This is a genomic window from Niveispirillum sp. FG156 (assembly GCF_057809555.1).
In genome coordinates this window covers 15,497-37,967 of sequence record NZ_JBMDKE010000024.1, presented here as the reverse complement: position 1 = coordinate 37,967, position 22,471 = coordinate 15,497, and the positions used below count along the sequence as shown (strand labels likewise).

The following is a 22,471-nucleotide window of genomic DNA, read 5'->3' as shown; positions in this document are numbered from 1 at the left end:
CAGCCCCCGGCCCCACAGGAAAGACCCGCCCGATCATGAATATTCAGCGCGCCAGCGGCCTTCTCCTGCACCCGACCTCGCTGCCCGGCGGGCATGGCATCGGTGATATGGGGCCTGCCGCCCGCGCCTTTCTGGCCGACATGCAGACCGCCGGACAAAGCATCTGGCAGATACTGCCCCTGGCCCCGACCAGCCTGGGCAACAGCCCCTATTCGGCCCTGTCCAGCTTTGCCGGCAACCCGTTGCTGATCAGCTTTGATGATCTGGTGGCCGACGGTTTTGCGGATGCCTCCATCCTGGCGGGACTGCCGGGAAACGAGGCGGAGCGGGTGGATTATGACGGGGTGGCGGCGGCCAAGCTGGCGGCCTTGGACATCGTGGCCGGCACCTTCCTGAAGCGCAGCAGCGATGACGAGGAATGGGGCGATTTCGAGCTGTTCCGGGCGCGCAACGACGCAGAATGGCTGGATGATTACGCGCTCTACACCGTGTTGAAGGCAAAGCATAGCGGTGCCGCCTGGCTGGACTGGAACGCGCTTTATGCCAGCCGCGACCCGATCGGCATCGGGGAGGCGCGGCACACGCTGTCGTTCGAGATCAAGAAGATCAAGGTGCAGCAGTTCCTGTTCTTCCGGCAGTGGATGACGCTGAAAAAGGATGCCAATGCGCGCGGCATCCGCATCATGGGCGACATCCCCATCTTCGTGGCGGGGGACAGCGCCGATGTCTGGTCACGCCGCGACCTGTTCGAACTGGACGGGTCGGGCCGCCCCACCATTGTGGCCGGCGTGCCGCCCGATTATTTCAGCGCCACCGGGCAGCGCTGGGGCAACCCGCTCTACCGCTGGGACGCACACCGGGCCGAGGGTTTCTCCTGGTGGCACCGGCGCATCGCCAAGACGCTGGAAACCGTCGACATGGTCCGCATCGACCATTTCCGGGGGTTCGAGGCCTATTGGGAAATCCCGGCACATGAGGAGACGGCCATCCATGGCCGCTGGGTCCCCGCCCCAGGCTATGAGCTGTTCCAGTCGCTGAAGGACCGGTTCGGGGAACTGCCCATCATCGCCGAAGACCTGGGCGTCATCACGCCGGAGGTGGAACGGCTGCGCGACCATTTCGGCTTCCCCGGCATGCGCGTCCTGCCGTTTGAATGGGGCGACCATTTCGAACCCTGGAACTACGACCCCAACCGCTATGCCGCGCATTCCGTGTTCTACACGGGCACCCATGACAATGACACGATCCTGGGCTGGGTCGCCTCGCGCGGTGGGCTTGACGGGGAGCTGGGGCAGCGCATCCGCTCCTACCTGAATACCGACGGGCGGGAACTGCACTGGGACTTCATCCGCTTCGCGCTGGGTGTGAATTCCGAACTGGTCATCACGCCCGTGCAGGATGTCCTGGGCCTGGGCACTGAAGGCCGCATGAACGTCCCCGGCCTGCCCGACGGCAACTGGGGCTGGCGCCTCAAGGAAGGGCAATGGCGCGAGGATCATGCCGACCGCCTGCGCGACCTGACGGCGGCGGCGGGGCGGCTTTCGGCGTAAACGCCTACGGATGCAACGACAACCCCTTGGTCGCCTTCTCCACGCCCTTTTTCGGCCCGCGCAGGCCGATGCCGACCCAATCCGGGGCGACCGGGTCCTCCGCCTGGAAGCAGGCGCGGTTATCGGCGTCATTGCCGGTGCGGAACATGCCGGCGACATAGGGGATGGTCAGCAGCCCGCGTTCCCGCGCCACGCGTGCCGCCTGCTCCAAACCATCCTTGCCCGCCTGGAACACCAGGATGGGCTGGCCCAGCATGCGCCCGAACGCCATCCCTTGCGCATCTAGATAGGGCTCGCCCAGCGCGTCCGGCGCGCCGGCGGCGATACCGGTGGCCAGAAAGGCGGCCACGTTCAGCCGCTGCCAGGGCAGAAGATCGTCGCGGATGATCAGGGCGACCTTGGTATCAAACATCATATCCCTCCCGTGATGGAGGTTCAGGATGCCGACGCTGCCCCCGGCCCGTCTGGAACATTTGTGCAGATCTGGCGATAGGCGGCGGGCGTGGTGCCATAGGCGCGGCGGAACCAGCGGCCCAGATGGCTTTGATCCGCGAACCCGACGCTGGCCGCCACGTCTGCCGGCGCCTCTCCCGCCGCCAGCAGCGCCTTGGCCCGCTTCAGCCGTAGTTGCACAAGATAGGCATGGGGGGAGCGTCCATACGCCTCCCGGAACTGCCGGTTCAGACGGAACCGGTCCGTCCCGGCCATATCCGCCAGCTCGGCCAGACCGATATCCGTTTCCATATGGTCGTGCAGGGCGTCGCGCGCCCGGGCGGCGGCCCGGTGCGGGCGGTGCAGGATGGGTTCGGTCCGCCACAGATCGGGCTGCCATAGCCGGCCCAGCAGCCGGTCCAGCGCCAGATCGCGGGCCAGACGCCCCTCCCGCCCATGCAGGGCGCGGAACGCCTGGGCAATGTCCCGGCACAGGCCCGCATCCTCCCACAGCGTCTGTCGGAACCCCAGCGGGGCCAGCGGCCAGGCAGCATGGTCGCGCCGCTCCCGCACCCAGGACAGGGGCAGATGCAGCATCTGATAGGTGAAGCCCGCCGGATCGGGACTGTGCCCGTCATGCGGCTGACCGGGTTCGATCAGGATGGCGCGGCCCGGAACGCTGACCACCTGCTGCCGGCCACAGCGAAACGACTGCACGCCCTGTTCGGTAACGCCCAGCAGCAGTTCGTCATGGTCATGCATGTCATAGGCATGGCCCGTGAAATGGGCGCGGATGCTCTCGATGCCCGTCTCCCCATCGCGCCGCAACTGCGCCCAATCTCCGGTTTGTTGCCGTAGGTCAGGTCGAGCCGCAGGCGAGCCCTGACATTCGCGGGCACCGTCGCTTGTCAGGGCTCGGGCTTCGCCCTCGACCTGACCTACGGGAGAGGCGGGGGACAAGATGTTCATCCCCCGCCGCCGTCACATCAGAAATCGGCCGGGGCGGCGATGCCGCTCTTGGCCAGATTGTCCCTGATGGCGCCCTTCAGACGCTCCAGCCCTTCGGGGCTGAACGCTTCGGCGCGGGCCACCAGCACGTCCTGGGTGTTGGACGCCCGCAGCAGCCACCAGCCATCGGCACTCTTCACACGCACGCCGTCAATGTCATTGACCTCGGCCCCGCCGGCGGCTTCTTCCGCCTTCACGCGGGCCTTGATCTCGTCCACGGCGGCGAACTTGCGTTCCTCATTCACCTGGAAACGGATTTCCGGGGTGTTCAGCATGTCCGGCAGCTCATCGCGCAGGACCGACAGGGCGGCCATCCGCGACACGATGCCCAGCAGGCGAACGCCACAATAAAGCGCGTCGTCGAAGCCGTAATACTTGTCGGCAAAGAAGATATGGCCCGACATCTCACCGGCCAGCGGGCTGTTGGTTTCGGCCATCTTGGCCTTCAACAGCGAGTGGCCGGTCTTCCACATCAGCGGCTTGCCGCCCAGCTTGGCGATCTGGTCGAACAGGCTCTGGCTGGCCTTCACATCGGCGATGATGGTGGCGCCGGGATGGTTGGCCAGCACATCCTTGGAATAGATGGCCACCAGCTGGTCACCCCAGACGATGCGGCCCTTTTCATCCACGGCACCGATACGGTCGGCGTCGCCGTCGAACGCGATGCCCAGGTCGGCCTTGGTCTCGGCGACCTTGTGGAGGATGTCTTCCAGATTCTCCGGAATGGTCGGATCGGGATGGTGGTTGGGGAAGGTGCCATCGATCTGGTCGAACAGCAGCGTGTGCTTGCCCGGCAGCTTCTTGACCAGACGACGCAGGATTTCACCGGCAGCGCCATTGCCATTGTCCCAGACAACGTTCAGGTCGCGGCTACCGTCATAATCGGCCACCAGGCGGTCGACATAGGCGTCCTGGATGTCGATCGTCTCTTCCGACCCTTCGCCGGCTTCGAAATCGCCGGCGGCGGCGATCTTGCCGATCTCCAGGATCTGGCTGCCGAAGAACGGCGCCTTGCCGATCATCATCTTGAAGCCGTTATAATCCGGCGGATTGTGGGAGCCGGTGATCATCATCCCGGCATCCAGCTTCAGGTGGCGCGCCGTGAAATACAGCATGGGCGTGGGGCCCAGGCCGATGCGCACCACATGCAAGCCGACAGACTTCAACCCTTCCACGGCGGCGGCTTCCAGGTCCGGGGAGGACAGGCGGCCATCATAGCCGATGGCAACCTTCTTACCGCCCCCACGCACCACCATGGTGCCGAAGCCCCGGCCAATGGCGCGGGCATCGTCGGTCGTCAGCGTCTTGCCGATGATGCCGCGGATATCGTATTCGCGCAGGACCGTGGGATGGAAATTGTGCGCCAGGGTCATGTTTCCGTCACCTGAACAGAGGTTGGTTAAAAAGTTTATGGCGGCAGCAAAGCACAAGCCGCGACCGCCCGCCAGCCTGTTCAACAGCCCAAAAGGTGGGATTGTTTCAGGGCGTTGGAGGTAGTGGGCCTAGGGGCGTTACAAGCCGCGTCAGGCCGCATGCGGACGCACCACGGACGCGATGCGCTCCCCATTCGCGGCCTCTGCCGCAGCCAGATCGTAGGCCGCTTGCAGGTTCATCCAGAACCGCGCGCTGTTGCCGAAATATCGGCCCAGCCGCAATGCCGTATCGGCAGTCAATGCACGGCGACCATGGATGATTTCCGACATACGGCTTTGCGGTACGTCGATCGCACGGGAAAGTGCTGCGACAGAAACCCCGATCTCTTCCAGCTCTCCGGCCAGAATCTCACCAGGGTGAATGGCAGGCAGCCGAACCGCCTCAATGGTAATCGACGATTGCGACATCGTGGGCGTCCCCGTTCTCAAAGGTGAAGCATATCCGCCATTGCTCGTTGATACGGATACTGAACTGCCCCTTGCGGTCACCGCCCAAGGCTTCAAACCGGTTGGACGGAAGATGCATCAGGTCCTCAATACAGGTCGCTTCGTTAAGGATAGCGACCCGCCGCTGTGCCTGACGCTCAAATCCCTGAAAGGCCGGGACACGCTGGCCTTGCAGGAACTGCGCGGTACGCTTGTCAGCGGCGGACTTGATCATGGCTCATAATTATACGCCAAACGGTATCCGTCAAGCGGAAGCCCGCCACCCTCAATGAACCTCACCCCGCCCCTTCTTCACCCGCCCCGACCGGCCGACGCAGTGATAGGCGAGGCCGGCCATCTCCGCGTCTTCGGGATTGAAGATGTTGCGCAGGTCGACCAGCACAGGCTCCTTCATCGCCTTGCAGATGCGGGACAGGTTCAGCATGCGGAATTCGTTCCACTCCGTCAGGACCAGGGCGCAATCGGCCCCGTTCAGCGCGCCATAGGCATCGTCCGCCCATTCCACGCCGGGCAGCATCTTCTCCGCCTCATGCCGACCCGCCGGGTCATAGGCGGCGACGATGGCGCCGGCTTCCTGTAGAGCCGGAACAATATCCAGCGACGGGGCGTCGCGCATGTCATCGGTGTTGGGCTTGAAGGTGACACCCAGCACGCCGATGCGCTTGCCCGCCACCGACCCGCCGCAGGCGGCGATCACACGGGTCGCCATGGCCTTCTTGCGCTTGTCGTTGATGTCCACGACGGTTTCGATGATGCGCAGCGGGCTGCCATAATCCTGCGCCGTCTTCACCAGGGCCAGCGTGTCCTTGGGGAAGCAGGACCCGCCATAGCCGGGGCCGGGATGCAGGAACTTCTTTCCGATGCGGTTATCCAGGCCGATGCCCTTGGCCACATCATGCACATCGGCCCCCACCTTCTCGCACAGATCCGCCACCTCGTTGATGAAGGTGATCTTGGCGGCCAGGAAGGTGTTGGCGGCGTATTTGATCAGCTCCGACGTCTCCAGGCTGGTGAAGACCATCGGCGTCTCGATCAGAAACAGCGGGCGGTACAGCGCCCGCATCACCTGCCGCGCGCGGTCGCTGTCGGTGCCGATCACCACGCGGTCGGGGCGCATGAAATCCTCGATGGCCGAGCCTTCGCGCAGGAATTCCGGGTTCGACGCCACGTCGAAATCCGCCTCTGGCCGGGTCTTGCGGATGATGCGCGCCACCTCGCGCCCCGTGCCCACGGGCACCGTGCTCTTGGTCACGATGACAGTATAGTCGTCAGGGTCCAGTGCCGCCGCAATCTCCGCTGCCGCCGCATAGACATAGGACAGGTCGGCATGGCCATCGCCGCGCCGGGACGGCGTGCCCACCGCGATGAACACCGCATCGGCCCCGGCCACGGCGGTCGGCAGGTCGGTGGTAAACGACAGGCGCCCGGCCTTGGCGTTCTTCTCCACCAGCGCCTCCAGCCCCGGCTCATAGATCGGGATCTCCCCCTTCAGCAGCCGGTCGATCTTGCCCTGATCCTTATCGACGCAGATCGTCTCCACCCCGAATTCGGAAAAGCAGGCACCAGAGACCAGACCGACATAGCCGGTGCCGATGACGGCGATGCGCATCGGAAATCCCCCTTGGAAAAGAACATTTTCACGCCATAGCACAAACCATCGCCCGAGGTCTTGCGCCCTTGTGACAGTTGCGCGGCGTTCCTGTTACGCGGCCTTCTTCTTGTTATAGAAGTCGCGCCGTGCCCAGGCCTGGAACGGATAGGCCAGCTGACCCAGGAAGCTGTCGGGCACAGCATCCTTGCAGCCGATATTGACCGGCGGCTTGCGGTCGGACGGCAGGTGGCGGGTGCCGAACACCACGTCCCACAGGATGAAATTTTCCCCATAGTTCACGTTGCCCTCAACGGGATCGCGGTTATGGTGCCAGCGGTGCAGTTCCGGCGTGGAGAATATCCAGTTCAGCGGACCACAGCGCATGTCGACATTGCAGTGGGTCAGGAAGCCGATATAGGTGGTGATGGCCAGCACCCAGACGATCACATCCTTGGGCGCCCCCGCCAGCGCGGCGATGGTCAGCGCGAAGGCCGTCTTCCAGATACTGTCCAGGAAATGGAATCGGCCCGTATTGACGATCCACAGCTTGGTGACGCTGTGATGGATGGCATGCCAGTGCCAGATGGCGCGGAATTCATGGGATGTACGGTGCGCCCAGTACAGGCCGAATTCACCCAGGATCATGGCCAGCAGGACTTGGTACCCGAGCGGCCAGTCGCCGGGCCAGAAACCCGACGCAGCATTCGGCCCCGCCTCGGCCAGGCCCAGCATGGCGACCGACGCCGCGATCACCTGCCCCAACCCCTTGTTCAGCACCGTATGCGCGATATCGTTGAGCAGCTGCCCGTCGCTTTTCATCCATGCCTGTTCATAGGGCATGACGCGTTCCAGGATCAGCAGCGTCACCGCCAGCCCGAAATAGGTGATGTTGAAAGCCAGGACGGGGTGCCCCACCTGCCCGCCATACCAGTAACCGGCGATACAGACCGCGACCAGCAACGGCCATAACAGATGGGCGATAACGGCGCGCATCGATCTTCCTTTGGGTAGATTACCTTGGATGTATTGCCCCCAAGCCCCCGTTCGCGCAAGGTTCCGCGCGGTCGCAGACGATAAAGACAGCGGAAACGGACAAACAGCATGAAGATCGGTCTGGCATTGGGCAGCGGGGCGGCGCGCGGCTGGGCGCATGTGGGTGTGCTGCGTGCCCTGACGGAATTCGGGCTGAAACCCGACGTCATCGCCGGCACCTCCGTGGGCGCCCTGGTCGGGGCCGCCTATCTGACGGATCAGCTGGAGGAACTGAAACAGTTTGCCATGGGATTCGGCATGCTGGACACGATCAAGCTGCTGGACCTCACCCTGTCGCGCGGCGGCCTGGTCAGCGTGGAAAAGGCGTATGAACGGTTCCGCAACGAACATACCGACATTGCCATCGAGTCGCTGCCCATCCCCTTTGCCGCCGTCGCGACCGATCTGTCGACCGGCAAGGAGGTCTGGCTGCGCGAGGGGCACCTGCTGGATGTCGTCCGCGCCTCTGCCGCCATTCCCGGCATGTTCCCGGCGGTGCCGCACCAGAACATGTGGCTGGCCGATGGCGCCCTGGTGAACCCGGTTCCTGTCTCGCTCTGCCGCGCGCTGGGGGCGGAGGTGGTGATCGCCATCAACCTGAATGGCGACCTGTCACAGATGCCCCGCCTGTCCAAGGCGCAGCTGGGCCCCGTCAATGTCTCCCTGCCCGAACACCCGATCGAGGGCACGGCCGACGCCGAAATGCCCGCCCGCCCCGTGCCAAAGCCGCTGGCCAAACTTGCGGCCAAGCTGAACGAGGTGAGCGAGAATGCGCGCCAGCAGTTCCAGGCCCGATTCGTCAAGCCGCCGCGCCCGCCCGCCCCCGGCATCCTGGAGGTGATGGCCAGTTCAGTGGACATCATGCAGGACCGCATCACCCGCTCCCGTCTGGCCGGTGAGCCGCCAGACGTGCTGATCACACCGCGCATCGGCCATATCGGCATCCTGGAGTTTGAGCGGGCCGAAGAACTGATCCAACTGGGCTACACCGCCGCCATCGCCATGCGCCCGGCGGTGGAACTGGCCATGGTGCGGTGACACCCCCTTCGCAAAAGAGCAAGATCGGTCGAGCGGGCGGGGGCAAGCGGCGGTAGGGTTCCACGCATCGCCCCCAGCCTGAAGGAACCCCATGAATCCGGCGCTTCGACGTCATCAGGCGCGGATGCTGCGGGTGCTGGATCATATCGACCAGCATCTGGATGACGCGCTGGACCTGGACCGGTTGAGCGGCGTCGCCGCCTATTCGAAATTTCATTTCCACCGGCTGTTCACGGCCAGTTTCGGCCTGTCGCTGCATCGTTATGTGCAGTTGGCGCGTCTGAAACGCGCCTCCTACCGGCTGGCCTACCGCGAGGGGGACAGCGTGACCGATATCGCGCTGGATGCGGGGTATGAGGCGCCGGACGCCTTTGCCCGCGTCTTCCGGCAGCGGTTCGGGCAATCCCCTTCCGATTTCCGCAAATCGCCCGACTGGCGGCCCTGGATGGATGCCTTCGACCCGCTCGACCATGCACGGAGCCTTCTGATGCAACAGCGTTTCACGCCCGCCGATGTCACCATCCGCACCGTGGCCCCCACGCCCGTCGCCATCATGGAACATCACGGCGACCCGGCCACCCTGCCCGCCACCATCCAGCGCTTTATCGCCTGGCGCAAATCCGTGGGCCTGCATCCCGGCAACAGCCAGACCTTCAATGTCTGGTTTTCCGAACGCCGGCCGGACAATCCCGCCGATTACCGCATGCATCTATGCGCCGGCACCGACCTGCCCATTGCGCCCGACGACCCGGATGTGACGCCGGGGATCATCCCCGGTGGCCGCTGTGCCGTGCTGCGCGTCGTGGGCCATACCCATAATCTGGAACCCGCCGCCCTGTTCCTTTACCGTGACTGGTTGCCCACCAGCGGGGAGGAACCGGGCGACTTCCCGCTTTACTGCCAGCGCCTGCGGTTCTTCCCGGAAGTGCCGGAGCATGAGACGGTGGCGGAACTGTTCCTGCCGCTGCGGCCCCTGTCACCATCGCCGCCTTTGCCCTAAACTGCCGCCATGCCATCCGACATCCCGCCCCTCGCCCATATCCGCTTCACCGGCACCGTCATCGAATGGCGGGGACCGTCGCCGTTCTTCTTCATCGCGGTACCATCCGATCTGGTGGAGACGGTGCGACGGGCGGCACGGCTGGCCAGCTATGGCTGGGGTGTTGTGCCGGTGCAGGCATCGGTGAACGACACCGCCTTCACAACATCGCTGTTCCAAAAGGATGGCGGCTATCTTCTGCCCCTTAAGGTGGTGGTCAGAAAGAATGCCGGGGTCGCCCTGGGCGACACGGTAACGGTCGACATTCAGGTGGCGGCAAAGGATGGGATGGAGGAGTGGTAGCGAGGGCGGTGAACTGGGCGACGGCTGCGGGCAAGGCAGCCGATTGCAGACATTATTCCTATTTCATGGCATGATGCGCCCATAATGCCGCCCCTCTCCATCCATGCCGCCTGTGCCCCTGCAACAGGGGTGTGTTTTCCGTTTCACGGCGTTGCATGCCCGTGCCGGGCCGGTCCCGGCAGCAAGGCTCCAAGAAACACCCCCTGATTTTCCGTTCCATTCTGTTGCACGGGCACGGTTCATTCGGGACCGAACCACCGCCCCCTCCGAATGACCGCCCCCAAACAGGGTTGACGCCGGCTTAACCAATCCCGTCCAATGGAGGCAGCCCGCAGCCAGGATTGCCACCATGTTCACCCGTCCCGCCGACCCCACTCCCCATGCCCGCGCCGGGGCCGAGGCATTGAAGCGGGGGGATTTTGCCGGGGCCAAGGCGGGTTTTGGGCAGGCGGTGGCGATGGGGGCCAACGATCTGGGCATCTGGCTGGGGCTGGCCTATGGCTGCCGGGGTATCGGCGATGCGGCGGGCATGTTGGCGGCTCTGGATAAGGTGCTGGCGCTGGACCCGCGCAATGTGCGGGCGCTGATCCTAAAGGGGGATCATTTCGGGGGCCAGGGCGACCACAAGGCCGCTACCTCCTTCTATAACAACGCCCTGCGCGCGGCCCCGCCGGCGGCACAGCTGCCGCCCGATCTGGTGGCGGAGCTGCGGCGGGTGCAGGCGGCGACGCAGGATTATGCCCAGCGGTTTGAGGCGCATCTCCTGTCCAGCCTGGAACAGGCCGGGTTCGGGGCGGAGATGGGCGGCGGACGGTTTGGCCGCTCGCTGGATATCCTGTTCGGACGGCGGCAGGTCTATTATCAGCAGCCGCAGGCCTACCTGTTCCCGGAGCTGCCACAGGTACAGTTCTACGACCGCGCCGCCTTCCCCTGGCTGGAGGGGCTGGAGGCGCAGACCGACGCTATCCGCCAGGAATTGCGGGCCGTCATGCAGCGGCCGGAGGCGTTCCAGCCTTATCTGGAGGCCAGCGCCAACCGGGCGCAGGTGGACCGGTCGGGCCTGCGCGGCAACCCGGACTGGAGCGCCTTCTACCTGTGGAAGAATGGCGTGCCACAGGACGAAAACATCGCCCGCTGCCCCGCCACGGCGGCGGCGCTGGACGGCATTCCCCTGACCGGCATCCGGGGCCGGGCGCCGTCGGTGCTGTTTTCCCTGCTGAAGCCGGGCACGCATATCCCGGCCCATACGGGCTTCGTCAATACCCGGCTGATCTGCCACCTGCCCCTGATCGTGCCCGGCCAATGCCGGTTCCGGGTGGGCAATGAGACGCGGGAATGGCGGGAGGGTCAGGCCTGGGTCTTCGACGACACGGTCGAACATGAAGCCTGGAACGATAGCGGCGAGACGCGCGTCGTCCTGCTGTTCGATGTCTGGCGCCCGGAACTGACGCAGGCCGAGCGGGAGATGGTGGCGGCCATGCTGGCCGCCATCGATGATTACGGCGCCGGGTCGGGGGAATGGGGGGCTTGAGAAGAGTTCCCGCGGATTACGCTGACGCTAATCCGCGCTACGTCCGACGATGATTGGGCTTTTGTACAGCGGATTAGCGTCAGCGTAATCCGCGGCAATGCAGCGCCTACGCCCCCAGCTTGATCCAGGTCAGCTCATGCTTGTTCTGGCAGAGATGGACCAGTTGGCTGCCCGGAATGGCAGCGAAGGCGCGGGCCGTTTCATGATCCGTCTCCCCCTGGAATTTCAGGGTGCAGATATAGTTTTGGGCCAGACCCGAATCGAGCCAGCCCTGGATCATGCGGTAAAGCCGTGACGGGTAGCAGATAACGTCACAGGCCAGCCAGTCGACGGGACCGATATCCGCCGGCTTGATGCCAAAGGCGCTTTCCCGCCGTTCGCTGACGCCGGGCAGGGCTGCGATCCTGGGGTCCAGGGGGGCCTTGTCCACGGCAATGACATTGGCACCGCAGCTTTGCATCACCCAGGTCCAGCCGCCGGGGCAGGCACCCAGATCAATACATTGTTCGCCCGGCTTGGGCGTGTAGCCGATGCGGGTAAAGGCTTCCCACAGCTTCAGATAGGCGCGGTTGGGCGGGGTGACCTTGTCCTCGATCAGCTCGATCTCACCATTGCGGTAAGGGCTGGAACAATGCGCCGCCGCCAGGATTGTGCTCTCATTCAGCAGCGTCCATGACCCCAGCGGCGCCGTCGGCGGGGGCGTGAAGAAACTGACCGGCTTGGCCGAGACATGGGGCAGGTTGTCCTGGATCAGCTGTGCCCGGCGGTGATGCTGAAACCCGTAAAGCGCCCAGTTGCGCTGGATGGCGCGCAGGGCCTTGGCCCCCTGCTTGATGGACTGGATGGGAATCAGGACGGGATCGTACCAGATATTCTGGGCCCAGGCGGCGGGGCGCGGCGGGCCATCGGCAATGACCAGCCGTCCATGGACCGACCGCACGTCGCCCAACTCCACCAGCAGGTGTTCCAGAAATTCCTCGTCCGCCAGATAGGCGGTGGCCCCGAGCGGCGTTGCCGTCGGGGCCGTCACATCATCATGGGTCATGGATCAGAACGCGCCGGTCGTATCAGGTGGGAATGTCACCGGACGCGATAACAGCCTGCGTGCGATTACGCACGCCTAGGCTGCGCATGACGGCTGTGACATGGATCTTCACGGTGCCTTCGGAAAGGCCCAGCTCATAGGCGATCTGCTTGTTCGACTTGCCTTCGCGCAGGCAGCGCAGCACATCGCGCTGCCGCTGCGTCAGGGATGGGGTGCCAGGCGCCCCCGCCGCCGCACCGCCCGACGACGCCCCGCTACCCCCGCTGCTCACACCCGGCCCATCACCCAGGATGGCCGCCGGCGGCACATAGATGCCGCCAGAGAAGATGAGGTTAAGGGCCGACAGCATGATCTTCACCGAAGAGGATTTCGGGATATAGCCCGACGCCCCGGCATCCAGTGCGGCGCGCACATCGGCCTGCGCCTCCGATGCCGACACGATGACGACGGGCGTTCCGGCCTGCGCCTCGCAGATCTCCTGCACGCCGGAGAAACCAGGGAAGCCCGGCATCTGCAAATCCAGCAGGACCAGATCGAAATCCTGCCCGTCACGGGCCAGGGACAGAACATCGTCGAAGGTCCCGGCCTCCACAAAACTGGCCTGGTCATCCAATTGGGTCAGCAGGCGGCACAAACCTTCACGGAACAGAAGATGGTCGTCACCAATCAGGATTTTCATCAGTCGTTCCCAGCCCGATTATCACACCCATCCACCCGCGCCGCCCCACGCGGATCAAGATGACGGGCCTGTATCCCGCCATCTTACGGACAGCATCGTACCCTTAATAAATCAAAATCTTGAGGTTGTCTGTGACAACCATCGCTTTTGTCCGCATCGATGGCACAAAAGCGGCGCTGGAAGGTTATCGATATCGTCGTCCTCCTTCCTGTCTGCCGCGTGCGGCCATGTTGCGGGAAAGGGGGTGGACGTGCCACAAAAGACGAAGGTACCGTCGGCATCGTGACCGGCGGGGTTAGAGACGATCATGGCTGTCAATACAGGGATCAAGATGCCGCAAAAAGTGCGCAAGGCCGTGTTTCCGGTCGCAGGTCTGGGTACCCGCTTCCTGCCGGCCACCAAGGCCATTCCCAAGGAGATGCTGCCGCTGGCCGACCGGCCGCTGATCCAGCATGCCGTGGACGAGGCCAAGGCCGCCGGCATCGACCAGTTCTGCTTTGTCACCAGCCGCGGCAAGAGCCCGCTGGAAGACCATTTCGACCTGAATTACGAGCTGAACGAGACGCTGCGCCGCCGTGGCAAGAACGATCTTCTGAAGATCGTCGAGGATATCCAGATCGAATCGGGCTACCTCTCCTATGTGCGGCAGGCACAGCCGCTGGGCCTGGGCCATGCCGTCTGGTGCGCCCGCGAATTCGTGGGCAACGAGCCGTTTGCCGTGCTGCTGCCCGACGAGCAGGTGCTGGGGACCAAGCCCTGCATGGCGCAGATGATGGAGGCCTATGAACAGGTCGGCGGCAATCTGCTGTCGGTGTTCGAGGTGCCGCGCGAACAGACCAACAAGTACGGCATCCTCGATATCGCGTCGGAGGATGGCAAGCTGGTCTCGGTCAAGGGGCTGGTGGAAAAGCCGGACCCGGCGGTGGCACCAAGCAACCTGTCGATTCAGGGCCGCTATATCCTGCAGCCCGAAGTGTTCAAGCACCTGTCGGTGTTCGAAAAGGGTGCGGGCGGCGAGATCCAGCTGACCGACGCCATGGCCAAACTGATCGGCAACCAGCCCTTCCACGGCTTCAAGTTCGAGGGCCAGCGCTTCGATTGCGGCGACAAGCTGGGCTTCGTGCTGGCCAATGTCGCCTACGCCCTGAACCGTCCCGACATGTCGGACAAGGTGCGGGCCGCGCTGAAGGACATGCTGTAAGCTGGAAGTAAGGTGGTAGCGCGGATTAGGCACCAGCCGTAATCCGCGAAAGCCGCGCCCCGGTCCGCGGATTACGCTTCGCTAATCCGCGCTACAGTTGAGCAGACATGAAAAAGGGGTGGTCGCAGGACCGCCCCTTTTTGCTGCACCCGTCATCCTTACGCCGCGTTGGGGCCCATCGGCTTGGTCAGGGCCACGTCCAGGTAATCATCGACCAGACGGCCGAGCTCCTCCGACTTCTCATTGAAGAAGTGGTTGGCGCCTTCGACGCGGCGGTAATCGATCTTGATGTCCTTCTGCGAGGACAGCTTGTTCACCAGCCGGGTCACCGACGCCTCTGGCACGATCTCGTCCCGGTCACCATGCACGATCAGGCCGGAGGCTGGGCACGGGGCCAGGAAGGAGAAGTCGAACATGTTGGCCGGCGGCGCCACCGACAGGAACCCATCCAGTTCCGGGCGGCGCATCAGCAGCTGCATGCCGATCCAGGCACCAAAGCTGAACCCGCCGATCCAGCAGGCCGAAGCGTTGGGGTTATAGGTCTGCAGCCAGTCCAGCGCCGACGCGGCATCCGACAGTTCCCCCTCCCCCCGGTCATAGGTGCCCTGGCTGCGGCCCACGCCCCGGAAGTTGAAGCGCAGGGCGGAGAAGCCGCGCTTCGTGAAGGCATGGAACATCGTATAGACGATGCGGTTATTCATCGTCCCCCCATGCTGCGGATGCGGGTGCAGCAGCAGGGCGATGGGCGCGTTGGGCACCTTGCTGTGGGAGTAGCGACCTTCCAGACGGCCGGCAGGGCCGTTCATGATCACGTCAGGCATCGATTCACCGGTCCCGGTCAGACATGCAAGGGGCGAGCGTCAACAGGCGGGTGGCAGTGATTGTCGAACGACCCAAGACCGGGCGGTCTTGGTAGAGGGGCGATTCTTGACCGTCCATCCCTGTCATTCTATAGGACTGCCTCAGGCGGTTGTGGGCCGTCGAACCGTGCCCGGAACGGACACGCCCCGCCGTCCACGGGACTGTTCCATCGCATTGACCGCGATGGTATGAGGCGGGACTATACCACAGCGCCCATATTCGTGTTCAAGCCTCTTCGCAGGGGAATTCAAGCCTTTGGCGGAAAAGCAGCCCATGCGGTCCCCCCTTTACCTTGACTGGAACGCCACCGCCCCCCTGCGCACCTCTGCGCGGGCCGCAATGGTGGCGGCGTTGGACCTGGTTGGAAACCCATCCTCCATCCACGGATTCGGGCGAAAGGCCCGCCGGATGGTGGAGGATGCACGCGATCAGGTTGCCGCTCTGGCGGGCATTCCGGCGGCCTGGATCACCTTCACCGGCGGCGGGACGGAGGCCAATAATCAGGCCCTGGCACTGGCCGCGCGGCAGGGCCGCCGCCTGCTTCTGGGCGCCACGGAACATCCATCGGTGCTGGAATGCGCCGGCCCGGACAGCGCGGTCATCCCCGTGCGGGCCAACGGCATCATCGATCTCGACGCACTGGAAGGGCTGCTGCGCGCAGGTCCGGCGCTGGTCAGCGTGCAGGCGGTCAATAGCGAGACGGGGATCATCCAGCCGCTGGCCGATATCGCCGCCCTGGTCCACCGGCATGGCAGCTGGCTGCACAGCGACGCGGTGCAGGCAGTGGGCCGTATCCCGTTCGATGTCACGGCACTGGGCCTCGACCTTGTCACCCTGTCGGCGCACAAGATCGGGGGACCGCAGGGGGTGGGGGCGCTGCTGACGGCACCGTCGATCCCGCTCTCCCCCCTGCTGCGCGGCGGTGGACAGGAACGGCGCACGCGGGCCGGGACGGAAAATGTGGCCGGCATCGCCGGATTCGGCGCGGCGGCAGCGGCGGCCCGTGACGGACTGGTGGACTATCAGGCCCTGGCTGCACTGCGCGACCGGCTGGAACAGGCGGTCATGGAGGCAGCCCCCTGGGTGCGCGTGATCGGGGCCGACGGCCCGCGTGTGGCCAATACCAGCTGCCTGGCCTTGCCCGGCCAGCCGGCCAACAGCCAGTTGATGGCCTTCGATCTGGCCGGCATCGCCGTCAGTGCCGGATCGGCCTGCTCGTCAGGCAAGGTCAAGACCTCCCCCGTCCTGGCCGCCATGGGATTTGATGAAGCCATTGCCGGATCGGCGATCCGGGTCAGCCTGGGATGGGACACGCGACCGGACGATATCAACCGGTTCCTTGCCTGCTACCTGCCCCTTGCCGCCCGCGCCCGGCCCGCCGCCTGAAAGACCCGATGTTGGAACATACCCTGCCCTGCTGGCACTGCGCCGGCGACGTTTCTCCCCGCGCCCTGTTCTGCCATGGCTGCGGGTCGATCCAGCCACCGGGGGAGGTTGATCCCTTCACCCTGCTGGGCGTGGCCGCGAGTTTTGAGCTGGATGTCGCCTCCATCGAACGGCAACTGGCTGGCTTCACCCGCATCCTGGCCCCGGCGCGGTTTCAGGAAAAAGGCGAACGGGCCCAGGAACTGGCATCGGCGCAGCGGACCGCACGGGAAAAGGCGGCGGCCATTCTGCGCGATCCGGCGGCACGCGCCCGCGCCCTGCTGGACCTTGCCGACGCGGCCGCCGCCCGGCCCACCACCGGCGGCCAATGGGAAATCGCCGTCGCCGCCGCCCCGGATGCCGGCAGCCGGGCGCGAACCCTGGCGGCGGTAAAGGATGAGATGGCGGCAGAATTGCGCCTGCTGCTGGACGCATTCCGCCTGGGTGATCTGGCACTGGCCGCCACACGCCTGACGCGGGTGGAGGCCATGGCTCTGGCGGTGGAGGCCGCGCGGCGGCTGGGGTAACCCCTACTCCTTCTCCTCCACCGCCGGCGTCGGGACCGGCGGTCGCAACCGCCCGGCCTGACGCAACTGGGCCCGCAGCACATATTCGATCTGGGCGTTCAGGCTGCGCAGGTCATCATCGGCCCAGCGCTGCATGGCCTCCAGCACGTCTGCGCCGATGCGCAGCGGATATGCCTTCTTCTCCGCCAAGACCTGTCCTCTATTCAATAAAGCGTGCCAGCATTCACCACGGGCTGCGTCGCCCGGTCGCCGCACAGCACGACCAGCAGGTTCGACACCATGTGCGCCTTGCGCTCATCGTCCAGATGAACCACGGAGCGGGCGGCCAGCTGATCCAGCGCCATTTCCACCATGCCCACGGCCCCTTCCACGATCTTGGCGCGGGCGGCGACGATGGCACTGGCCTGCTGGCGCTGCAACATGGCGCTGGCGATTTCCGGCGCATAGGCGAGGTGACTGATACGCGCCTCCACCACCTTGATACCCGCCTGGGCCAGCCGTTCATGGATGGCGCGTTGCAGGTGGTCGGACACTTCCTCGCCATTGCCGCGCAGCGACAGGGCGCCGCCGCCATGATCATCATAAGGGTAGGAGGTGGCGATCAGGCGCAGGGCCGATTCGGCCTGGATCGAGACATAGCCCTTATAATCCTCGACATTGAACAGGGCCTCCGCCGTGTCCGTGACCTGCCAGACAACGATGGCCCCGATCTCGATGGGGCTGCCATCGGCGTCGTTCACCTTCAAGGTTCCGGTCTCGAAATTGTGCACACGCAGGGAGACGCGGTTCTTGGCGACGAACGGGTTGACCCAGCGCAGACCAGGCGTGCCGACCGTTCCTCGATAATCCCCGAACAGGGTCAGGGCCACAGCCTGATTGGGCTGCACGATGAACAGGCCGCACATCATGAACAGGCTGAACACCGTCAGCACTATCCAGAGCAGCGACACGGCGCCATTGCCGGCCTTGAAACTCATGATCGTCAGGGCAATGCCCAGGATCATCCCAAGGAAGGTGATGGCCAGCATGGCCAGACCATTGGGCGGCAATACGTCCCGGTCACCGATCTGTTGTGAATTCTGCATTATGATCCCCCCACGCTTCAAAGTGATATAAATTTGATATCACTTTGAAGCGTAGATGCAAGGGGATTCACTCACACCAGATGGCAGGCCACCATCCGCCCGTCCGCCACGCGCGGCTCCGGCACCTCCTGCGCACAGCGGGGCTGGGCCAGCGGGCAGCGTTTATGGAAGGCACAACCGGGCGGGGGGTCCATGGGGCTGGGCAATTCGCCCGACAGCGGCAGTGCATCGGCGGCCCCACCGCGATGGACACGCGGCATGGCGGCCAGCAGGGCACGTGTATAGGGGTGGCGTGGATCGGAGAAGATCGCATCCTTCGGCCCCTGCTCCACGGGCCGGCCCAGATACATCACCATCACCTCATCCGCGATATGGCGGACGACGGACAGATCATGGCTGATGAAGACATAGGCGAGGGCGAATTCATCCTGCAGATCCATCATCAGGTTCAAGACCTGCGCCTGGATGGAGATGTCCAGCGCCGAGACAGGTTCATCCGCCACCACCACGCGCGGGTCCAGCATCAGGGCGCGGGCGATGGCGATGCGCTGCCGCTGCCCGCCGCTGAACATATGGGGATAACGATCGGCCTGATCGGGGCGCAGGCCGACCTTCGCCATCATGGCGACGGCCCGGTCGCGGCGTTCCGCCTTGGGCATGTCGGTGTTGATCAGCAGCGGTTCGGCCAGGATATCCGCCACCTTCTGCCGTGGATTCAGCGACCCATAGGGGTTCTGGAATACCATCTGCACGGCCCGGCGCAGGGCCTTCTCATCGGCCTTGGGCACGGATGTGATATCGCGCCCGTCGAAATGCAGGCTGCCTGCTGTCGGCACCTCGATCCGGGTCAGCAGGCGGGCAAGGGTGGATTTACCACAGCCGCTTTCGCCTACGACCGCCAGGGTTTTTCCGGCGGTAACGGTGAAGCTGGCGCCATCCAAGGCCTTCACAATGGCTGGCGGGCGGAACAGGCCGCGTTTGACGCGGTAATGGCACTTCAGGTCGCGGGCTTCCAGGATGATGGTCATGGGCGGCCTCCGGCATGGCGGGGGCGGTGTTCCCTCACCCTCCCCTTGGCTGGCGCCAACGGGCCCCTCCCTCTCCCACCTTCGTGGGCGAGGGGAGAAGTTTGCCCCTCGCCCGCCTGCGGGTGAGGGAGGGGCCCGCCCGCGTCAGCGGGTGGGAGGGTGAGGGGAAAAGCCGCCATCATCTTTCCCCCATCCGCACGCAGCGCGTCCAGCCATCGCCATCGGCCAGCAGCGGCGGACGTATGCCACAGCGTTCATCGGCAAGGCCGCAGCGTGGCTGGAACAGGCACCCCGCGGGACGGTCGCTGATGCCCGGCACGGTGCCGGCAATGGTGGGCAGGCGCCGCCGGCCCACGGCCCGTTCAGGCAGCGCGTCCAACAGGGCCGCCGTGTAGGGGTGGCGCGGGCTGGCGAACAGGCTGTCTGCCGGGCGGTTTTCCACCACCTGGCCGGCATACATCACCTGGACCCGGCGGGCGCTTTCGGCCACCACGCCCATGTCATGGGTGATCAGGATCATGGCCATGCCGCGTTCCCGTTGCAGATCGCGCAGCAGATCCAGGATCTGGCGCTGGATGGTGACGTCCAGGGCCGTGGTCGGCTCATCGGCGATCAGCAGGCGCGGGTTGCAGGCGATGGCCATGGCGATCATCACCCGCTGGCTCATCCCGCCCGACAATTGGTGCGGAAAGGCCGACAGGCGTGTCTCTGGCGCAGGAATGCCCACCTGTTCCAGCAGCGCGATACAGCGGTGGCGCAGCGCCTTGCCCGACAGGCCTTCATGCTGGGCCAGCGTCTCTCCGATCTGGAATCCGACGGTGAAGCAGGGGTTCAGGCTGCTCATCGGCTCCTGAAAGATCATCGCCACCTGCCCGCCATTCAGGCGGCGGCGGGCCCCGGGCGACAGGGCCAGCAAATCCTGGCCGTCGAACTGCATGCGGCCCGCCGTGACGCTGGCATTGTCGGCCAGCAAGCCCAGCACGGCCAGCGAGGTGACGGACTTGCCCGACCCACTTTCGCCCACGATGCCCAGCACCTCGCCGGGCTCCACGGAAAGGTCGATACCGTCCACGGCGCGGAAGGGGCCACGCCCGGTGGCAAAACTGACGGACAGGTCCTTAATGTCGAGTAACGGCATGGTCCCCCCTCAGCGCTTCAGCTTCGGGTCCAGCGCATCGCGCAACCCGTCGCCCATCAGGTTGAAGGCCAGCACCGTGACCAGGATGGAAAGCCCCGGAAAGGTCACCACCCACCAGGCGCGCTGCAGGAATTGCAGCGAGGAGGACAGCATCGTCCCCCATTCCGGCGTCGGCGGTTGCGCGCCCAGCCCCAGGAAGCCCAGCGCCGCCGCATCCAGGATGGCGGTGGAGAAGCCCAATGTCGCCTGTACGATCAGCGGGGCCGCACAGTTGGGCAGGATGGTAACCAGCATCAGGCGGGTATCGCTGGCCCCCGCCAGCCGCGCCGCCGTCACATATTCTCGCCCGCGTTCCGCCATGACGGAGGCGCGTGTCAGGCGGGCATAGTGCGGGACGATCACCACCGACACGGCAATGGCCGCATTCACCAGCCCCGGTCCCAGGATGGCGGCCACGACAATGGCCAGCAGCAAGGACGGCAGGGCCAGCAATATATCCATGAAGCGCGCGATCAGCGTATCCGACGCCCCACCATAGAACCCGGCCAGAAGCCCGAGCGCCACACCGACCACCAGCGACAGGGTCACCACCAGCAACCCGATGAACAGCGACAGCCGCGCCCCGTGGATCAACCGGGACAGCATATCGCGTCCGATATCATCGGTGCCCAGCGGGAAGGCCCAGCTTCCCCCCTCCACCCAGACCGGCGGCAGCAGCACGAAGTTGCGGAACTGTTCCGCCGGATCATAAGGGGCGACGAAATCGGCGAAGATGGCGGCGAAGGACAGCGCCAAGACGATGATCAGTCCCAGCACGGCGCCCCTGTTGCGGCGAAAGTGGCTCCAGAATTCGGACATGGGGCTGTTCATGGCGTTGTGCCCTCACCCGATCTGGCCCCCTCACCCTCCCAGGCCTTCCGGCCCGGGCCCCTCCCTCTCCCACCTTCGTGGGCGAGGGGAGAAATTTCACCCCTCGCCCGCTTGCGGGAGAGGGAGGGGCCCGAACGCGTCAGCGTTTGGGAGGGTGAGGGAACAACGCACACCACCAACCTCTCCCTCATGTCGCGTGCCGGATGCGGGGGTTGAGCAGGCCGTAGAGAAGGTCAACCGCCAGATTGACCAACATGACCACACAGGCGATCAGCAGCACCCCGCCCTGCAGGGCCGGATAGTCCCGCCGGTTGATGCTTTCGATCAGCCATTTACCGATGCCGGGCCAGGCGAAGATCGTCTCTGTCAGGATGGCACCGGCCAGAAGCGTGCCCACCTGCAGCCCGATGACGGTGACCACCGGGATCATGGCGTTGCGCAGGGCATGCAGCCCCACGATGCGGAACAGGCCCAGCCCCTTGGCCCGTGCGGTCCGGATATAATCCTCGCCCAGCACCTCCAGCATGGATGACCGCGTCATGCGCGCGATGACGGCCAGCGGGATGGTGCCCAACACGATGGACGGCAGGACAAGGTGGTGCAGCGCGTCCAAAAACGCCCCCTCTTCCTCCGACATCAAACTGTCGATCAGCAGAAAGCCCGTCACCGGCTCGACGTAGTATGCCGCCGACAGCCGCCCGCTAACCGGCGTCCAGCCCAGGATGACGGAGAAAAGCAGGATCAGCAGCAGCCCCCACCAGAAGATGGGCATGGAATAGCCGGTCAGGCTGGCTGCCATCACCCCATGATCCAGCGGCCCACCCCGCTTCACCGCCGCCAGCACCCCTGCCGGCAAGCCGATGATCAGGGCAAACAGGATGGCGCAGAGCGACAGTTCGATGGTGGCCGGGAACAGTTCGGCAAATTCATGCAGTACCGGTGTCTGGGTGATCAGGGACTTGCCCAGATCGCCCGTCATCACGCCAGTCAGATAGTCGGCATATTGCTCCAGCAGCGGCTTGTTGAGGCCCAACTGCGCCCGCATCTCCTCCAGCCGCGCCGGATCAATCCCGCGCTCCCCCAACCGCACCTCAATCGGGTCGCCGGGCACCAGCCGGATCAGGAAAAAGGCCAGCAAGGTCACGCCCAGGAAAGTGGGGATCAGCAGGGCGATGCGGGTGGCGATGAATTTCAGCATGGGGCGCCCC

At 65.0% G+C, this 22,471-nt stretch carries 23 protein-coding genes and 1 pseudogene; 8 read left to right on the top strand and 16 right to left on the bottom strand.

The window, feature by feature from the left end:
- Positions 1-29: 29 nt before the first annotated feature.
- A pseudogene (malQ, locus tag ACODSP_RS16295) lies at positions 30-1,550 on the top strand (4-alpha-glucanotransferase); the annotation flags it as partial.
- Positions 1,551-1,554: 4 nt separating this feature from the next.
- Here malQ and ACODSP_RS16290 read toward each other — a convergent pair.
- From ACODSP_RS16290 to ACODSP_RS16260, 7 genes are all read right to left on the bottom strand, one after another.
- Complete coding sequence (locus ACODSP_RS16290; protein ID WP_488966616.1) at positions 1,555-1,965, bottom strand: DUF2000 family protein; 411 nt, start codon at positions 1,963-1,965, stop codon at positions 1,555-1,557.
- Between the two features lie 20 nt (positions 1,966-1,985).
- The gene (locus tag ACODSP_RS16285; RefSeq protein WP_488966615.1) at positions 1,986-2,810 is read right to left on the bottom strand and encodes a helix-turn-helix domain-containing protein; all 825 of its coding nucleotides are present in this window, start codon (positions 2,808-2,810) and stop codon (positions 1,986-1,988) included.
- A gap of 158 nt (positions 2,811-2,968) precedes the next feature.
- Positions 2,969-4,363, bottom strand: coding sequence for a phosphoglucomutase/phosphomannomutase PgmG (gene pgmG / locus ACODSP_RS16280; RefSeq protein WP_488966614.1), 1,395 nt, complete (start codon positions 4,361-4,363; stop codon positions 2,969-2,971).
- A 150-nt stretch (positions 4,364-4,513) separates the two neighbouring features.
- On the bottom strand, positions 4,514-4,831 hold the full coding sequence (locus ACODSP_RS16275; protein ID WP_488966613.1) for a HigA family addiction module antitoxin: 318 nt from the start codon (positions 4,829-4,831) through the stop codon (positions 4,514-4,516).
- Positions 4,806-5,084 (bottom strand): type II toxin-antitoxin system RelE/ParE family toxin, encoded by a 279-nt coding sequence (locus ACODSP_RS16270; protein ID WP_488966612.1) that lies wholly within the window; start codon positions 5,082-5,084, stop codon positions 4,806-4,808. The genes ACODSP_RS16275 and ACODSP_RS16270 overlap by 26 nt, the downstream gene beginning before the upstream one ends.
- A 51-nt stretch (positions 5,085-5,135) precedes the next feature.
- Positions 5,136-6,479 (bottom strand): UDP-glucose dehydrogenase family protein, encoded by a 1,344-nt coding sequence (locus ACODSP_RS16265; RefSeq protein ID WP_488966611.1) that lies wholly within the window; start codon positions 6,477-6,479, stop codon positions 5,136-5,138.
- Between the two features lie 93 nt (positions 6,480-6,572).
- Entirely contained in the window at positions 6,573-7,454 is an 882-nt protein-coding gene (locus ACODSP_RS16260; protein ID WP_488966610.1) for a sterol desaturase family protein, read from the bottom strand.
- Between the two features lie 108 nt (positions 7,455-7,562).
- Between ACODSP_RS16260 and ACODSP_RS16255 the strand changes: the two genes are divergently transcribed.
- The 4 genes from ACODSP_RS16255 (at position 7,563) to ACODSP_RS16240 (ending at position 11,404) form a co-directional block, all read left to right on the top strand.
- Positions 7,563-8,531 (top strand): patatin-like phospholipase family protein, encoded by a 969-nt coding sequence (locus ACODSP_RS16255; protein WP_488966609.1) that lies wholly within the window; start codon positions 7,563-7,565, stop codon positions 8,529-8,531.
- Between the two features lie 91 nt (positions 8,532-8,622).
- Entirely contained in the window at positions 8,623-9,531 is a 909-nt protein-coding gene (locus ACODSP_RS16250) for an AraC family transcriptional regulator (RefSeq protein WP_488966608.1), read from the top strand.
- Positions 9,532-9,540: 9 nt separating this feature from the next.
- Positions 9,541-9,873 (top strand): DUF1905 domain-containing protein, encoded by a 333-nt coding sequence (locus tag ACODSP_RS16245; RefSeq protein ID WP_488966607.1) that lies wholly within the window; start codon positions 9,541-9,543, stop codon positions 9,871-9,873.
- A 349-nt stretch (positions 9,874-10,222) separates the two neighbouring features.
- Complete coding sequence (locus tag ACODSP_RS16240) at positions 10,223-11,404, top strand: aspartyl/asparaginyl beta-hydroxylase domain-containing protein (RefSeq protein WP_488966606.1); 1,182 nt, start codon at positions 10,223-10,225, stop codon at positions 11,402-11,404.
- A 106-nt stretch (positions 11,405-11,510) separates the two neighbouring features.
- Here the strand turns inward: ACODSP_RS16240 and ACODSP_RS16235 are convergent, their stop codons facing one another.
- Both ACODSP_RS16235 and ACODSP_RS16230 read right to left on the bottom strand, forming a co-directional pair.
- Positions 11,511-12,449 (bottom strand): SAM-dependent methyltransferase, encoded by a 939-nt coding sequence (locus tag ACODSP_RS16235; protein ID WP_488966605.1) that lies wholly within the window; start codon positions 12,447-12,449, stop codon positions 11,511-11,513.
- 22 nt (positions 12,450-12,471) lie between these two features.
- On the bottom strand, positions 12,472-13,128 hold the full coding sequence (locus ACODSP_RS16230) for a LuxR C-terminal-related transcriptional regulator (RefSeq protein ID WP_488966604.1): 657 nt from the start codon (positions 13,126-13,128) through the stop codon (positions 12,472-12,474).
- Between the two features lie 331 nt (positions 13,129-13,459).
- Between ACODSP_RS16230 and galU the strand changes: the two genes are divergently transcribed.
- A complete protein-coding gene (gene galU, locus ACODSP_RS16225) occupies positions 13,460-14,329 on the top strand; it encodes a UTP--glucose-1-phosphate uridylyltransferase GalU (protein WP_488966684.1) in 870 nt (289 codons plus the stop codon).
- Between the two features lie 158 nt (positions 14,330-14,487).
- On the opposite strand, the gene ACODSP_RS16220 is transcribed toward galU, so the two are convergent.
- Positions 14,488-15,150, bottom strand: coding sequence for an alpha/beta hydrolase (locus ACODSP_RS16220; protein ID WP_054165761.1), 663 nt, complete (start codon positions 15,148-15,150; stop codon positions 14,488-14,490).
- A gap of 313 nt (positions 15,151-15,463) precedes the next feature.
- On the opposite strand from ACODSP_RS16220, the gene ACODSP_RS16215 reads away from it, so the two are divergent.
- Together ACODSP_RS16215 and ACODSP_RS16210 are read left to right on the top strand one after the other, a co-directional pair.
- The gene (locus ACODSP_RS16215) at positions 15,464-16,576 is read left to right on the top strand and encodes a cysteine desulfurase family protein (RefSeq protein WP_488966603.1); all 1,113 of its coding nucleotides are present in this window, start codon (positions 15,464-15,466) and stop codon (positions 16,574-16,576) included.
- An 8-nt stretch (positions 16,577-16,584) separates the two neighbouring features.
- Positions 16,585-17,142: a molecular chaperone DnaJ gene (locus tag ACODSP_RS16210; protein ID WP_488966602.1), complete on the top strand. Its 558-nt coding sequence runs from the start codon at positions 16,585-16,587 to the stop codon at positions 17,140-17,142.
- A 3-nt stretch (positions 17,143-17,145) separates the two neighbouring features.
- On the opposite strand, the gene ACODSP_RS16205 is transcribed toward ACODSP_RS16210, so the two are convergent.
- The 6 genes from ACODSP_RS16205 to ACODSP_RS16180 form a co-directional block, all read right to left on the bottom strand.
- Positions 17,146-17,331 carry a type II toxin-antitoxin system antitoxin gene (locus ACODSP_RS16205; protein WP_054165759.1) on the bottom strand — a complete coding sequence of 62 codons (186 nt, stop codon included), beginning with the start codon at positions 17,329-17,331 and terminating at the stop codon, positions 17,146-17,148.
- 14 nt (positions 17,332-17,345) lie between these two features.
- Entirely contained in the window at positions 17,346-18,227 is an 882-nt protein-coding gene (locus ACODSP_RS16200) for an SPFH domain-containing protein (RefSeq protein WP_488966601.1), read from the bottom strand.
- Positions 18,228-18,298: 71 nt separating this feature from the next.
- Positions 18,299-19,255, bottom strand: coding sequence for a peptide ABC transporter ATP-binding protein (locus ACODSP_RS16195; protein ID WP_488966600.1), 957 nt, complete (start codon positions 19,253-19,255; stop codon positions 18,299-18,301).
- Between the two features lie 178 nt (positions 19,256-19,433).
- Entirely contained in the window at positions 19,434-20,393 is a 960-nt protein-coding gene (locus tag ACODSP_RS16190) for an ABC transporter ATP-binding protein (RefSeq protein WP_488966599.1), read from the bottom strand.
- A 9-nt stretch (positions 20,394-20,402) separates the two neighbouring features.
- On the bottom strand, positions 20,403-21,251 hold the full coding sequence (locus ACODSP_RS16185; RefSeq protein ID WP_488966598.1) for an ABC transporter permease subunit: 849 nt from the start codon (positions 21,249-21,251) through the stop codon (positions 20,403-20,405).
- 199 nt (positions 21,252-21,450) lie between these two features.
- Entirely contained in the window at positions 21,451-22,461 is a 1,011-nt protein-coding gene (locus tag ACODSP_RS16180; protein ID WP_488966597.1) for an ABC transporter permease subunit, read from the bottom strand.
- Positions 22,462-22,471 lie beyond the last annotated feature (10 nt).

Bases quoted from the DNA above. Each gene is read 5' to 3' on its own strand.
- ACODSP_RS16290 (WP_488966616.1), bottom strand. From the start codon at position 1,965: ATGATGTTTGATACCAAGGTCGCCCTGATCATCCGCGACGATCTTCTG.
- pgmG (WP_488966614.1), bottom strand. From the start codon at position 4,363: ATGACCCTGGCGCACAATTTCCATCCCACGGTCCTGCGCGAATACGAT.
- ACODSP_RS16275 (WP_488966613.1), bottom strand. From the start codon at position 4,831: ATGTCGCAATCGTCGATTACCATTGAGGCGGTTCGGCTGCCTGCCATT.
- ACODSP_RS16270 (WP_488966612.1), bottom strand. From the start codon at position 5,084: ATGATCAAGTCCGCCGCTGACAAGCGTACCGCGCAGTTCCTGCAAGGC.
- ACODSP_RS16265 (WP_488966611.1), bottom strand. From the start codon at position 6,479: ATGCGCATCGCCGTCATCGGCACCGGCTATGTCGGTCTGGTCTCTGGT.
- ACODSP_RS16260 (WP_488966610.1), bottom strand. From the start codon at position 7,454: ATGCGCGCCGTTATCGCCCATCTGTTATGGCCGTTGCTGGTCGCGGTC.
- ACODSP_RS16255 (WP_488966609.1), top strand. From the start codon at position 7,563: ATGAAGATCGGTCTGGCATTGGGCAGCGGGGCGGCGCGCGGCTGGGCG.
- ACODSP_RS16250 (WP_488966608.1), top strand. From the start codon at position 8,623: ATGAATCCGGCGCTTCGACGTCATCAGGCGCGGATGCTGCGGGTGCTG.
- ACODSP_RS16245 (WP_488966607.1), top strand. From the start codon at position 9,541: ATGCCATCCGACATCCCGCCCCTCGCCCATATCCGCTTCACCGGCACC.
- ACODSP_RS16240 (WP_488966606.1), top strand. From the start codon at position 10,223: ATGTTCACCCGTCCCGCCGACCCCACTCCCCATGCCCGCGCCGGGGCC.
- ACODSP_RS16235 (WP_488966605.1), bottom strand. From the start codon at position 12,449: ATGACCCATGATGATGTGACGGCCCCGACGGCAACGCCGCTCGGGGCC.
- ACODSP_RS16230 (WP_488966604.1), bottom strand. From the start codon at position 13,128: ATGAAAATCCTGATTGGTGACGACCATCTTCTGTTCCGTGAAGGTTTG.
- galU (WP_488966684.1), top strand. From the start codon at position 13,460: ATGCCGCAAAAAGTGCGCAAGGCCGTGTTTCCGGTCGCAGGTCTGGGT.
- ACODSP_RS16220 (WP_054165761.1), bottom strand. From the start codon at position 15,150: ATGCCTGACGTGATCATGAACGGCCCTGCCGGCCGTCTGGAAGGTCGC.
- ACODSP_RS16215 (WP_488966603.1), top strand. From the start codon at position 15,464: ATGCGGTCCCCCCTTTACCTTGACTGGAACGCCACCGCCCCCCTGCGC.
- ACODSP_RS16210 (WP_488966602.1), top strand. From the start codon at position 16,585: ATGTTGGAACATACCCTGCCCTGCTGGCACTGCGCCGGCGACGTTTCT.
- ACODSP_RS16200 (WP_488966601.1), bottom strand. From the start codon at position 18,227: ATGCAGAATTCACAACAGATCGGTGACCGGGACGTATTGCCGCCCAAT.
- ACODSP_RS16195 (WP_488966600.1), bottom strand. From the start codon at position 19,255: ATGACCATCATCCTGGAAGCCCGCGACCTGAAGTGCCATTACCGCGTC.
- ACODSP_RS16190 (WP_488966599.1), bottom strand. From the start codon at position 20,393: ATGCCGTTACTCGACATTAAGGACCTGTCCGTCAGTTTTGCCACCGGG.
- ACODSP_RS16185 (WP_488966598.1), bottom strand. From the start codon at position 21,251: ATGTCCGAATTCTGGAGCCACTTTCGCCGCAACAGGGGCGCCGTGCTG.
- ACODSP_RS16180 (WP_488966597.1), bottom strand. From the start codon at position 22,461: ATGCTGAAATTCATCGCCACCCGCATCGCCCTGCTGATCCCCACTTTC.